A 12996-nucleotide genomic window follows, 5' to 3' on the forward strand; every position below is an offset into this window, starting at 1 on the left:
TCCGTTCCCCGGGAGGGCCCTCGCTGCTCCCCGGCAGGGCCCCCGCTCAGGGGCGGGGGCCCGCCGGCGGTCAGGCCGCGGGGGCCTCGCAGTACTCGGCCTCCTTGCCGATGGAGCGGTACGGGCAGTCGGCGTAGTCGAGGAGGGTCAGGACCGCCTCGCGGTTGCGGGAGGTCTCGGCCGGGATGATCTCGTCGCCGGGGTAGAAGCCGCCGCCTCCGCCGCTGGAGGGGTACATCTCGAAGGTGAAGCTGAAGATGCCCTGGTCGCCCCAGAGCCAGTCGTTGATCGAGCCGTCGGTGATGTAGAGGTCGCTGGACTGCTGCGGGGTGTAGCCGTTGGTGTCGGCCATCATGGTGCCCAGGGCGGCGTGCGCGTCGTAGTCGTCCCGGCTCATCCCGGGGGCGGTGTCGCCGTAGGTGTGGCCGTAGGGCCAGAGCACCAGCTCGCCGTAGGTGTGGAAGTCGATGGCCGCGGTGATCTGCTGCTCGCCGCCGACCACCCGGCTGCGGACGAAGTCGGCGACCTGCTTCACCTCGGGGGCGGACTCGGGGGACGCGCCGCGGTAGGTGATGTCGGCGGGGTTCCCGGAGGAGCCGCCGCAGCAGCCCCACTCGTAGGCCCAGTTCCGGTTCAGGTCGGTGCCGGTGGTGCCGGTGCCCTCGTTGGGCTGCATGTTCTTCCGCCACGACTTGTAGGAGCCGTCGGCGATGTCGTACTCGCTGCCGTCCGGGTTGACGTTGGGCAGGATCCAGATCTCCCGGGTGTCGACCATCTCGGTCACCTCGGGGTCGCTGCCGTACTCGCCGGTGAGGGTGCGCAGCAGGTAGACCGCCATCTCCACGGTCAGGTGCTCGCGGGCGTGCTGGGAGTGGGTGAACAGCACCTCGGGGCGGTCGTGGTCGGTGCCGACGTCGGAGGTGATCTTCACCGCGATCAGCTCGCGGCCCTCGTGCGAGGTGCCGACGACCTGCTTGGCCGCGAGGTCGGGGTGGTCCGCGACGGTCTCGTCCACCACCTCGCCGAGCTCGGCGAAGGAGTGGAAGTCGGAGTCCTCCGGCGGGAAGTCGCGGACCCCGGCGCCGCCCCGGTCCTCCGGGCCGGGCAGCGCGGTGACGGTGTGGCCGAGGCCGTCGATCTCCTCGGCCTGCTCCTCGGTGGCGGTCACCACCACCGAGCCGTCGCCGACCTCGTCGACGGCGGCGCCGGTGCGGGCCACCTCGGTCCGCTCCTCGGCGGTGTCCGGGCCGGTGACCAGGTACTGCCCGGGTCCGTCGGCGGGGTCGGCCGCCGCGCCCGAGGGCAGGAGGGAGAGGAGCAGCGCGGCCAGAGGTGCGGCCGCGAGCGCGGTGCGCGTGCGCATGGGGTGGGCCTCCTAGCGGGGTGGGGGGAGTGAGGCTCATGCACCCGTCAATTGGATTCGGACACGGGGAGCGATGTCAACGATCCGCTGCGCAGCGGGCGCGGCGCAGGTCCGGGACCACCCCGCCGACCCGGCGCGGAACCGCCCGGCCGGAACCGGCCACCGGACTCACCTGGCCGCGGGATGCCGGGTCTGGTAAGCGATCCGCTCCTCCGCGCCGGAGGCCAGTTCGGACAGGACGTCGTCCAGTTCGGCGAAGACCTCCCAGGCGGGCAGGGCGTGCGCGGCCGCCGCGGTCCGCACCACCCGGGTCTCCAGCGCCTCCACCCGGGCGCCCTTCCACACCTTGTCGGCCAGGGCGACCAGCAGGTCCTCCAGCGGGACGCCGTCGCGGTCCCAGTCGCCGTGGGTGCGGCAGAACCGGGCCAGGTGCGCGGGCACCCCGAGCCCGGTCAGCAGCTCCTCGCCGGCCCGCTCGTGCAGGTGCCCCGGCGCGGTCAGCTCCGCCGGGTGCACGGTCTTGCCGATGTCGTGCACGGCCGCGCCGAACAGCACCGCGCCGCGGTCCGCGCCGAGGCCGGGGCGGCGCCGCTCCAGCAGGTCGAGCAGGCGCGCGGCGGTGCCGCACACCAGCCGGGCGTGGGCCAGCAGCCGGGGCGGCGCCCCCGCGGCGTGCAGCAGCCGCTCCGCCTCGACGGGCAGCGGCGTCTCGGCCTCCTCGGGCACTCCGGTCGGGTCCGCCATGCCGGTGCTCCTCTCCGTGCCGTCCGCTCCGTTCCGTTCCGTCCGCGGGAAGACGCGCGGGGGCCGGGCCGGGTTCCCGGGCGGGTCATCGGCGGGCCAAGATCGCCCCGGTTCCGGTTACCCGGGCCGCCGGAGCGGCAACGCCCGTCCCCGGGCGCCGGAACCGGGTGCCCGGAGGGGAGAGGCATGCGGATCGGGTTCAAGCTGATGGCCGAGGAGCACGGGCCGCGGGAGCTGGTCCGGCAGGCGGTCCGGGCCGAGCGGGCCGGGTTCGACTTCGTCGAGGTCAGCGACCACTTCCACCCGTGGCTGCACGACCAGGGGCATTCGCCGTTCGCCTGGTCGGTGCTGGCCGCGATCGCCGAGCGCACCGAGCGGATCGAGCTGGGCACCGGGGTGACCTGCCCGTCGGTGCGCTACCACCCGGCGGTCGTCGCGCAGGCCGCGGCGACGACGGCGCTGCTGGCCGGGGGCCGGCACTTCCTCGGGGTCGGCTCGGGGGAGCGGCTCAACGAGCACGTGGTCGGCGCGGCGTGGCCGTCGGTGGACGTCCGGCAGGAGATGCTCCGCGAGGGGCTGCAGATCATCCGGCTGCTGTGGTCCGGCGGGTACCGGTCGTTCCGGGGCAGGCACCTCTCGCTGGAGGACGCCCGCCTGTTCGACCTGCCGGAGGAGCCGCCGCGGCTGATCGTGGCGGCCGGCGGCGGGAGGGCGGCCGCGCTGGCCGCGGAGCTCGGCGACGGGCTGTTCGCCAACGAGCCGCGGTCGGACCTGGTCGAGGCCTACACCGGGGCCGGGGGCGCCGGGCCGCGGTACAACGAGGTGCCGCTGGCGGTGGGCCGGGACCGGGACGCGGCGCTCAAGGCCGCGCACCGGATGCTCCGGTTCGCCGCGGGCGGCTGGAAGACCATGGCGGAGCTGCCGAACCCGGTGAACTTCGAGGCGGCGGCCGGGAGCGTGACCGTGGAGCAGATCGCCGGGATGGTCTCGGCCGGCCCGGACCCGGGGGAGCACCTCGCCCAGGCGCGGGCGTTCGCCGATGCCGGGTACGACCACTTGGCGCTGATGAACGCGGGCGGCGACCCGGACGAGTTCCTCGACTACTGCGCCGCCGAGCTGCTCGGCCCGCTCCGCGCCGGCGCCGGGTGACCCGGGCCGGGCCGCCGATGGTCTTGACGTTCCGGCCCTTTCGGAGCGCTCTGATAGGGCCGGAACGTCGGGACCATCGGGGTGGGGCGGCCGCCGGCCGGGGTCAGCGCACCGGGATGAGCGGCCAGTCCCGTTCCACCACGGCCTGCGGGTCCTTGGCGCGGCGGAGGTAGGCCTCCAGGGAGGCGGCCTGCTCGGCGCGCCAGGCGCGCTGGGCCTGGTGCAGGTCGTCGATGTCCATCGCGGCCAGCTCGGGCCGGGTGGAGCCGAGCCGCCAGGCCAGCCGGGCCGCGGCCAGCGCGTCGGCCTCGCAGCCGTGCGCGTCGCCGGGGTCGAGCCGGATGCCGTAGTGCGCGCACACGTCGACCAGGCGGCGGGAGCCCTTGCGGTACCGGTCGATCTGGCGGTCGAGCACCATCGGGTCGATCACCCGCATCCGGCCGCCGAAGTCGGTGGGGCTGCCGTGCCGGGTGAGCTCGCGGTCGAGCAGGGTGAGGTCGAAGGCGGCGTTGAACGCGACCACCGGCACCTCCTTGTCGGTGAGCTCGGCCAGTTCGGCGGCGATCTCGCCGAGCACCTCGGCGGCCGGCCTGCCCTCGGTGCGGGCCCGCTCGGTGGTCACCCCGTGGATGTCGGAGGCCTCGACGGGGATCTCCACCCCCGGGTCGGCCAGCCAGGAGCGGACCTGCTTGCCGCCGGTGGACGGGTCGATCCTGATCACCGCGGCGGTGACCACCCGGTCGGCCTCCACATCGGTGCCGGTGGTCTCCAGGTCGAAGGCGGCCATGGGTCGGAGATGCCAGTCGCTCACATTGCCTCTTTCCGGTCGCTGTCCCCCGGTGCCTTCCCCCGAGCGCGCCGGGGGAACGCGTCCGGTGTCCCGGGGACGGGCGACACCGACCATGAAACCGTACGCCGGGCCTCTGACCGTCCGGAACGCGGGAGAAGAGCGCGGAGGAACGCGGGACGGCGCCGCGCGTCCCGCCCCGCGCCCCGGCGGGTGCGGCTCCCGGCCCGGGCGGGGTCAGGCGCCGGTGAAGATGGTCGGTCCGGCGCTGGGCTCGCCGCTGGGGCCGTCGGTCGGTCCGTCGGTCGGTCCGTCGGTGGGACCGTCCGTGGGGCCGTCGGTCGGTCCGTCGGTCGGACCGTCCGTGGGGCCGTCCGTCGGGTCGCCGGTCGGGTCGTCCGTCGGCCCGTCGGTGGGCTCGTCGGTGGGGTCCTCCGTCGGCTCCTCGGGGATGCTCGGCGAGGGGGCGATCCCGGGCTCCTGGACGGGGACGGGCTCCGCCCGCGCGGTCGGATCGGGCCCGCCCCGGTCGCGGGGCGCCCCGTCCGGGGAGGACCCGGGCGAGGAGACCGGGGCGTCCGGCGCGACGCGGTCGGCCTCCACCCCCGCAGGGGCGTCCCGGTTCAGCCCGGCCCAGCCGGCCAGCCCGGCCAGGGCCGCCAGCCAGGCCGCGGCCACCCCGAGCAGGATCCTGTTCCGCCGCCGCTCCCGGCCCGCGCGCCGGCGCATCCGGGACGGCGGCCCGGCGGCGCTCCCCGCCGCCCTCCGGTCGGCGCCGCCCGCGCCCTCCCGGCCGGCCGGGGCGCCCTCCTCCCGGTCCGGCGGCTCGGCGGCCACCACCCGGCGGGCGACCGGCGCACCCGAGCGCTCCGGCAGCACCGGAGGCGGCGGGGGCAGCGGCGGCACCGCGGTGTCGCGGACCGTGATCCGGCCGTCCCCGTCCCCGCCGTCGGAGGGCCGCTCCGCCGGCTCCCGGGCGGCGGGCGGCGCGGACGGGAGGGGGACGGCGGGGAACGCCAGGGTGGTCGGGTCGTCGGCCGCGGCGGCGCCGCGGTCCAGCAGTCCGGGGTCGCCCTCCTCGCCGCCGATGAGCGCCGCGACCAGGCCGGACGCGGACGGGCGGAGGCCCGGGTCCTCGTTCAGGCAGGCCGCCAGCAGCGACCGGAGGGGCTCGGGGGCGCCGCCCAGATCGGCGCGGGCCCCGGAGAGGCGGAGCGGGACGGTCGGCGCCTCCGCACCGGAGAAGGGGGCGCGGCCCAGCGCCGCGAACGCCGCCGTCTCGGCCCAGGCGAACACGTCGGCGGCCGGGGTGGCCTGGGCGAAGACGCCCTGTGCCGCGGTGCGGGGATCGGTCCCGACGACCCGGGGGCCGTCGGGGCCGAGGATCACGCACCCCGGGGAGAGGCCGCCGTGCACCGCGCCGCGCAGGTGCAGCGAGGCCAGCGCGGTGGCCGCGGCGATCGCGGTCCGGTCCAGTTCGGAGCCGGTGAGCGGGCCGCCCTCCCGGACCGCGGTGTACAGGTCCGGGCCGGGCACGTAGGCGGTGGCGAGGTAGGGCGGGTCCGCGTCCGGGTCGGCCGTCAGCACCTCCGGGGTGCAGCGCGCCGCCGGCGGGAGCGCGCCCGGGTCGGCGCCCTCGTCGAGGAGGTGTACGGCCGCCCGCCGCCCGGAGGCGTCCTCTCCGAGGTAGACGCCCCCGCCGAGTCTCCCCACCACCCGGTAGGGGCCGATCCGCGCGGGGTCGTTCGGCCCTGTCCCGGTGATCATCGGGTCCTCCTCCGCTCGTGCGCCCGCGGCGTCCGCCTCTCTCCATGGGACGCGCTGAGAGGGCCACCGCCCCGTCTCCCGAGGGGAAGTTTTTGCTATCCGGGCCGACACCGGCCATTCCTGACAGCGGATGGCAGGAACGTGCCGTAGAACTTTCGGGTGACGGAGAGGGAAGGCGCGAACGGGAACGCGGAGGGAATCATGGGAGACGGCCTGCAGGGCAAGGTCGCGCTGGTCGCCGGGGGCACCCGGGGCGCGGGGCGGGGGATCGCGGTGGAGCTGGGCCGGGCGGGGGCGACGGTGTACGTCACCGGCCGCACCACCCGGGAGCAGGCATCGGAGATGGGGCGCCCGGAGACGATCGAGGAGACCGCCGAACTGGTCGACCGGGCCGGCGGCAAGGGCATCGCGATCCGGGTGGACCACCTGGAACCGGACCAGGTCGCGGCGCTGGTCGAGCGGATCGACGCCGAGCAGGGCCGGCTGGACGTGCTGGTCAACGACATCTGGGGCGGCGACATCTACGCCCGCTTCAGCCGGAGGCTGTGGGAGCACTCGCTGGAGGAGGGGCTGCGCATGCTCCGGCTGGGCATCGACACCCACGCGATCACCAGCCACCACGCGCTCCCGCTGCTCAACCGGCGCCCGGGCGGCCTGGTGGTGGAGATGACCGACGGGACCGACGCCTTCAACGCCGCCTACCGGGCCGACGTCGGCTTCTTCTACGACCTGGTGAAGGTGTCGGTGCAGCGGATGGCCAAGGCCCAGGCGCACGAGCTGCGCGACCTGGGCGGCACGGCGGTGGCGGTCACCCCCGGCTGGCTGCGCTCGGAGGCGATGCTGGAGCACTACGGGGTGACCGAGGAGAACTGGCGGGACGCGCTGAAGGAGGTGCCGCACTTCTGCATCTCGGAGAGCCCGGTCCTGGTGGGGCGCGGCGTCGCGGCACTGGCCGCGGACCCGGAGAAGGGGCGGTGGACCGGGCAGACCCTGTCCAGCGGCCACCTGGCCAAGGTCTACGGCTTCACCGACGCCGACGGCAGCCGTCCGGACGCCTGGCGCTACATCGCCGAGGTGGAGCAGCCGGGCCGCGCGGCCGACGCCACCGGCTACCGCTGACCGGGACCCGGGCCGGCCGGCGGCGGAGGGCGGCCTCCGCCACCGGCCGGCCCGGACACCGGGGATGGCCCGCGCGTGCGGACCGGCCGCGGAGGCGCCGGCCGGAAGGGGGCGGACCGCGTGCGGCGGGCCGTCCGGGCAGGTCCCGCCGCTGCGCGGAGAAAAAACGGTGCGCGCGGCGAACGCGGACATGAAAGGTCCGCGATCGCTCCTAGCTTCGGGCCCATGAGCGAAGCGATCGAGAAGTTCCGCGTCGAGGTCCCGCAGGGCGACATCGACGAACTGCACCGGCGGATCGACGGCTGCCGGTGGCCGGACGCGCTGCCCGGGGTCGGCTGGGAGTACGGGGTGGACCCCGGCCACCTGCGCGAACTGGCCGAGTACTGGAGGGACGGGTTCGACTGGCGGGCCCAGGAGGCGCGGCTCAACGCGCTCCCGCAGTTCCGCACCGGGATCGACGGGCAGAACGTGCACTTCGCGCACGTGCGCTCGCCCCGGCCGGACGCCGTCCCGCTGCTGCTCACCCACGGGTGGCCGAGCACCATCGCGGACTTCCCGGACATCATCGGCCCGCTCTCCGACCCGGACGCGCACGGGGCGCCGGACGCGCCCGCGTTCCACGTGGTCGCGCCGTCCATCCCCGGCTTCGCCTTCTCCGGGCCGACCCGGGAGAAGGGCTGGGGGCCGCCCCGGGTCGCCCGCGCCTGGGCGGAGCTGATGCGCCGGCTCGGCTACGACCGCTACATCGCCCAGGGCGGCGATGCCGGCGCGATCATCTCCCCCGAGCTCGGCCGGATCGACGCCGGGCACATGCTGGGCGTGCACCTGAACGCGCTGGTCGGCGCCGGCCCGGACTGGGAGAGCGAGGACCCGATGGCCGGCCTCACCGAGGAGGAGGCGGCGCAGGTGCACGCGGGGGCGGCCGAGTGGGAGCAGCGGTCCGGGTACGCGATCATGCACTCCACCCGGCCGCAGACCATCGCCTACGCGCTGAACGACTCCCCGGTCGGCATGCTCGCCTGGAACCTGGAGTGGTTCGTCGACTACGACCCGGCGCGGGCCGTGCAGACCCCGGTGGACCGGGACGCGGTGCTGACCAACGCCTCGATCTACTGGTTCACCGGCACCTCCGGGTCGGCGGCCCGGCTGTACAAGGAATGCGGCGACGAGTTCTACGGCGGGCCGGTCTCGGGGGTGCCGACCGCGGTCGCGGTCTTCCCGGGCGACGGCGCCGTGCGGGCCTTCGCCGAGCGCTCCAACCGGATCGTCCGCTGGACCGAGTTCGACCGCGGCGGCCACTTCGCCTCGCTCCAGGCCCCCGACCTGCTGGTCGACGACGTCCGCGCCTTCACCGCGGAGCTGATCGCCGGGTAGCCGGAGCGGCGGGGCCGCCCGGGAGGCCGTCCCGGGCGGCCCCGGGATCAGCCGAGGCCGTCCTGGCGGAGGCGCTCCATCCGGCGGCGGTCCCGCTTGGTGGGGCGGCCGGCGCCGCGGTCGCGGCGCGGCGGGGCGGCGAAGGCCTGCGGCGGCGCGCTCGGGGACGGCGCCGGAGTGCGGTCGGTGTAGCAGCGCACCGCGATCGGCGCGCCGACCCGCTTCTCCAGGATGTGGCCGACGTCGACGATCCGGGTGGTGCCGTGCAGCCGGAGCCGGACCTCGTCGCCGGGGGACACGGAGGCGGCGGGCTTCGCGGGCTTGTCGTTCACCCGGACGTGGCCGCCGCGGCACGCCTGCGCGGCGTCGGCGCGCGTCTTGACCAGGCGCACCGCCCACAGCCACTTGTCCACGCGGGTGCTCGGCGGCCCCTGCGGGAGCGGCGGCCGCGGTGCGGGGGCGGCATCGTCCCGGCGGTCCTCGGTCACGGTCGGTCCTTCCCCTCGGCGGACGGTCCCGGTCGGGTCCGGACCGGTGCGCCCGGGCCCTCCTCATGTGCACTCTACGGTCGGCGGCCGCCCCCGCGCCGCCTCCGGCCGATCTCCGCGACCCGGGCGGACGCGGCCGGCCCCGCCGGGCGGCGGCTCCCGGGGCCGGTGCGGGAAAACCGTTCGACCGGGGCGGGGCGCCGTCGGCATAGTGGCGGGCATGGGCCATATCGACGTCGCCGGGGTGGGCCACCGCCTGCCCGACGGGGCGATGCTGCTGGACGAGGTGTCCTTCCGGGTCGGGGAGGGGATGAAGGCGGTCCTGGTCGGCGCGAACGGCAGCGGGAAGACGACGCTGCTGCGCATCATCGCCGGGGACGAGCAGCCGACCGAGGGCACCGTCGCCGGCAGCGGCCGGGTCGGGGTGATGCGCCAGTTCATCGGCTCGCACGGGGCCGGGGCGCTGCCGCCGGAGGCGAGCGTGCGCGAGCTGCTGCTGTCGGTGTCGCCGCCGGCGGTCCGCGCGGCGGGGGCCGAGCTGGACGCCGCCGAGCTGGCCATGATGGAGGACGACGCCGAGCAGGTCCAGCTCCGCTACGCCCAGGCGCTCTCCGACTGGTCGGACGCGGGCGGCTACGACGCCGAGGTGCTGTGGGACGTGTGCACCGTCGCCGCGCTCGGCACCCCCTACGCCCGGGCCCAGTACCGGGAGCTGGGCACGCTCTCCGGCGGCGAGCAGAAGCGGCTGGTGCTGGAGGCGCTGCTGCGCGGCCCGGACGAGGTGCTCCTGCTCGACGAGCCGGACAACTACCTGGACGTGCCGGGCAAGCGCTGGCTGGAGGAGCGGCTCCGCTCCACCGCCAAGACGGTCCTGTTCATCAGCCACGACCGCGAGCTGCTCGCCGCCACCGCCACGCACATCGTCACCCTGGAGGGCGGCAAGGGCGCCGGCGCGACGGCCTGGGTGCACGGCGGCGGCTTCGAGAGCTACCACCGGGCCCGGGAGGACCGGCACGCCCGCTTCGCCGAGCTGCGCCGCCGCTGGGACGAGCGGCACGCCCAGCTCCGCGAGCTGGTGCGCGGCCTGCGGCAGAAGGCCGCGAACAACGACGACATGGCCAGCCGGTACCGGGCCGCCATGACCCGGCTGCGCAAATTCGAGGAGGCCGGGCCGCCGCCGGAGCCGCCGCGGGCGCAGGACATCCGGATGCGGCTGGCCGGCGGCCGCACCGGGGTGCGCGCGCTGACCTGCACCGGCCTGGAGCTGACCGGGCTGATGAAGCCGTTCGACGCCGAGGTCTTCTTCGGCGAGCGGGTCGGGGTGCTCGGCTCCAACGGGTCCGGCAAGTCGCACTTCCTGCGGCTCCTCGCCGACCCGGGGTCGGTCCGCCACTCCGGCGCGGCGAAGCTCGGCGCCCGGGTGGTGCCGGGCCACTTCGCGCAGACCCACGAGCACCCGGAGTGGAACGGCCGCACGCTCGCCGGGATCCTCGCCGAGGACCACGCCATGCAGCTGGACAGGGCCGCCCCCGCGCTCCAGCGCTACGAGCTGCTGCACCGGCGGGACACCCGGTTCGACGCGCTCTCCGGCGGACAGCAGGCCCGGTTCCAGGTGCTGCTGCTGGAGCTGTCCGGGGCGACCATGCTGCTGCTCGACGAGCCGACCGACAACCTCGACGTGGAGTCCGCCGAGGCGCTGGAGGCGGCCCTGGGCGGGTTCGAGGGGACGGTGCTCTCCGTCACGCACGACCGCTGGTTCGCCCGGTCCTTCGACCGGTTCCTGGTGTTCGGCGAGGACGGGACCGTCTACGAGTCGGGCGAACCGGTGTGGGACGAGCGCCGGGTGCGCCGGGACCGGTGAGCACCGGCGGCGCGAACCACTGGAAAAGACCGGTAGAGTGTTCCTACCGGACGCGGGCTCCCCAGGGAGACGCGCGAATGGTCCTGTGGAGCAGTTAGGAGTGCTCGCCACCCTGTCAAGGTGGAGGCCGCGGGTTCAAATCCCGTCAGGACCGCATCGATCCAGGCCCGGAACCGCACGGTTCCGGGCCTTCGTCGTCCCCGGGGAGGAACCGTGGCCTACCGCTTCGCGACCGACCGGGCCGACCGCTCCGACCTGGCCTCGGGCACCGTGCTGCGGTCCGCCCCCGGCCACCCCGGCTACCCGGTCCGGCTCGCCGAGGAGCTGCTCGGCCGGGTCCTGTCGCACCTGCCGGAGCGCCGCCCCGCCGGGCTGTGGGACCCCTGCTGCGGCAGCGGCCACCTGGCCGCCTCGCTGGGGCTGCTGCACCGCGCGGAGCTGGCGCACGTGCTGGCCGGCGACGCCGACCCGGACGCGGTCGGCATCGCCCGGCGCAACCTGGCCCTGCTCGCCCCGGGCGGGCTGGCCGAGCGCGAGCGCGAACTGCTCGCCGCCGGCGCCGGGACCGGCCGGGGGTCGTTCGCGGAGCGGGCCGCGGCGGCCCGCCGGCTCGCCGCGGTGCTGGAGGCCGGCGGCGGGCCGCTGCCGGCCGAGGCCCGGGTGGAGGACGCGTTCCGGCCCGGGTCGCCGCCCCGCCCGGTCGACGCGGTCATCACCGACGTGCCCTACGGCGGCCTGGCCCGCTGGCACGGCGCCCCGCCGGGCGCCGACCCGGTCCACGCGCTGCTCACTGCGGTGGCCGGGGTGCTGCCGGACCACGCGGTGCTGGCGGTCTCGGCCCGCGCCCGCAAGGTCGCCCTGCCCGCCGGCGTCGCGGCCCTGGAGCGGGTGCGCGTCGGCAACCGCGCCGCGGTCCTGGTCCGCGCCGCCGACCTGCGCCCGGCCGCGGAGCGCTGACCGCGCGCCTCCGGCCGCGCGGGGTCAGGTGATCGAGCGGAACGCCCGGGAGGTGTACAGGGCGACGCCCAGTGCGACCGCGGCCAGCAGCACGAACCCGATGGTGTAGGCCCCGGTGGCCTGGTAGACGGCGCCCATCACCAGCGGCGGGAAGTAGCCGCCCAGCCCGCCGGCCGCGCCGACCAGGCCGGTGACGGTGCCCACGCGGGACGGCTCCACCACCTTCGCGACCAGCGCGAACACCCCGCCGGTGCCCAACCCCAGGGAGAATGCGATGAGCACGAAGGTCAACCCGGCGGGGAACTCGGCGGGCGGGTGGAAGGAGAGCAGGACCGCGAAGAGCGCGGTGCCCAGGAACGACGCCAGGCAGACCCGCACCGGCCCGACGCGGTCGGAGAGCGTCCCGCCGATCGGCCGGGCCACCACCGCGACCAGGGCGAACCCGGCGGTGCGCAGCCCGGCGTCGGTCTGCGCGAAGTCGTAGGCGGCGGTGAGCAGCGTCGGCATGTAGGTGGAGAACGCCACGAACCCGCCGAACGCCACCGCGTACAGCAGCGACGCCTGCCAGGTGGCGCGGAGCCGCAGCGCCTCGCGCATCCGCGGCAGCGCCGGGCCGGTGCTCGGCCGCCACCCCGGGGCGTTCCGGCTGAACAGCCACATCACCGCGCCCATCGCGGCCAGCGCGGCGCACATCGCCAGGTGGGTGCCGAACAGCCCCAGCGCGGCCGCCAGGTGCGGGGTGAGGAACGCGGACAGCGCGGTGCCGCCCATCCCGGCGCCGAAGACGCCGGTCGCGAAGCCGCGCCGGGACGGGGAGTGCCAGGCGTTGACGAACGGGATGCCGACCGCGAACGAGGTGCCCGCGACGCCGAGGAAGAACCCCCACAGCATCAGCATCGGGTAGGAGCCGCCGGAGACGCCGACCAGGAACACCGGGACGATGCTGATCAGGCAGATCGCGGTGAACATGGCCCGGCCGCCGTACCGGTCGGTGAGCACCCCCACCGGGATCCGGCCCAGCGACCCGACCAGCACCGGGAACGCCACCAGCAGCGACGTCTGGGACGGGGTCAGCGCCAGCTGCTCGGTGTAGGTCCTGGACAGCGGGCCCACCAGGTTCCACGCCCAGAAGGTGAGCGCGAACGCGGCGGTGGCCAGGGCCAGGTTGGCCCCGGCGCCGCCGGCCGTGCCGGCGGCGGGCGCGTCGGTCCCGGGTTCCCTCGTGCTCATCGGATCGCCTCCTCGGCGCGGAGTCCCGATTCAGGCTAAACGGATCCGCGGGAAATCCGAATTAGGCGCGAGAAGGCGAAAGGCGTGTCGGGGTGGATTCACCGAACAAAGCGGCCGATGATTTCCTCTGCGTGGTACGACGGTGTCGCGGCGCGGA

11 protein-coding genes and 1 tRNA gene are annotated in these 12996 nt (G+C 75.9%); 6 read left to right on the forward strand and 6 right to left on the reverse strand.

Annotated elements, in window-relative coordinates; translation table 11 throughout:
* Positions 1-70: 70 nt before the first annotated feature.
* Together D459_RS0125275 and D459_RS0125280 are read right to left on the reverse strand one after the other, a co-directional pair.
* Entirely contained in the window at positions 71-1363 is a 1293-nt protein-coding gene (locus D459_RS0125275; RefSeq protein ID WP_017595793.1) for a M14 family metallopeptidase, read from the reverse strand.
* Positions 1364-1531: 168 nt separating this feature from the next.
* Positions 1532-2107 carry an HD domain-containing protein gene (locus D459_RS0125280; RefSeq protein WP_017595794.1) on the reverse strand — a complete coding sequence of 192 codons (576 nt, stop codon included), beginning with the start codon at positions 2105-2107 and terminating at the stop codon, positions 1532-1534.
* A 186-nt stretch (positions 2108-2293) separates the two neighbouring features.
* On the opposite strand from D459_RS0125280, the gene D459_RS0125285 reads away from it, so the two are divergent.
* On the forward strand, positions 2294-3256 hold the full coding sequence (locus tag D459_RS0125285) for a TIGR03557 family F420-dependent LLM class oxidoreductase (RefSeq protein WP_017595795.1): 963 nt from the start codon (positions 2294-2296) through the stop codon (positions 3254-3256).
* 103 nt (positions 3257-3359) lie between these two features.
* Here the strand turns inward: D459_RS0125285 and D459_RS0125290 are convergent, their stop codons facing one another.
* The gene (locus D459_RS0125290) at positions 3360-4067 is read right to left on the reverse strand and encodes an exonuclease domain-containing protein (protein ID WP_275041865.1); all 708 of its coding nucleotides are present in this window, start codon (positions 4065-4067) and stop codon (positions 3360-3362) included.
* Positions 4068-4280: 213 nt separating this feature from the next.
* Positions 4281-5810 carry a hypothetical protein gene (locus D459_RS36270; protein WP_051065538.1) on the reverse strand — a complete coding sequence of 510 codons (1530 nt, stop codon included), beginning with the start codon at positions 5808-5810 and terminating at the stop codon, positions 4281-4283.
* 201 nt (positions 5811-6011) lie between these two features.
* Between D459_RS36270 and D459_RS0125300 the strand changes: the two genes are divergently transcribed.
* A complete protein-coding gene (locus D459_RS0125300) occupies positions 6012-6929 on the forward strand; it encodes an SDR family oxidoreductase (protein ID WP_017595797.1) in 918 nt (305 codons plus the stop codon).
* Positions 6930-7154: 225 nt separating this feature from the next.
* A complete protein-coding gene (locus tag D459_RS0125305; protein WP_017595798.1) occupies positions 7155-8303 on the forward strand; it encodes an epoxide hydrolase family protein in 1149 nt (382 codons plus the stop codon).
* A 47-nt stretch (positions 8304-8350) separates the two neighbouring features.
* Here the strand turns inward: D459_RS0125305 and D459_RS0125310 are convergent, their stop codons facing one another.
* Entirely contained in the window at positions 8351-8791 is a 441-nt protein-coding gene (locus D459_RS0125310; protein ID WP_017595799.1) for an RNA-binding S4 domain-containing protein, read from the reverse strand.
* A 220-nt stretch (positions 8792-9011) separates the two neighbouring features.
* Between D459_RS0125310 and D459_RS0125315 the strand changes: the two genes are divergently transcribed.
* From D459_RS0125315 to D459_RS0125325, 3 genes are all read left to right on the forward strand, one after another.
* Entirely contained in the window at positions 9012-10652 is a 1641-nt protein-coding gene (locus tag D459_RS0125315) for an ABC-F family ATP-binding cassette domain-containing protein (RefSeq protein WP_020380332.1), read from the forward strand.
* 79 nt (positions 10653-10731) lie between these two features.
* Positions 10732-10806, forward strand: a tRNA-Asp gene (locus D459_RS0125320).
* Between the two features lie 59 nt (positions 10807-10865).
* Positions 10866-11609 (forward strand): hypothetical protein, encoded by a 744-nt coding sequence (locus D459_RS0125325; RefSeq protein WP_017595801.1) that lies wholly within the window; start codon positions 10866-10868, stop codon positions 11607-11609.
* Positions 11610-11633: 24 nt separating this feature from the next.
* On the opposite strand, the gene D459_RS0125330 is transcribed toward D459_RS0125325, so the two are convergent.
* On the reverse strand, positions 11634-12839 hold the full coding sequence (locus D459_RS0125330; RefSeq protein WP_017595802.1) for an MFS transporter: 1206 nt from the start codon (positions 12837-12839) through the stop codon (positions 11634-11636).
* Between the last annotated feature and the right edge of the window lie 157 nt (positions 12840-12996).

The sequence above is a fragment of the Nocardiopsis potens DSM 45234 genome (assembly GCF_000341105.1).
GTDB lineage: Bacteria > Actinomycetota > Actinomycetes > Streptosporangiales > Streptosporangiaceae > Nocardiopsis_A > Nocardiopsis_A potens.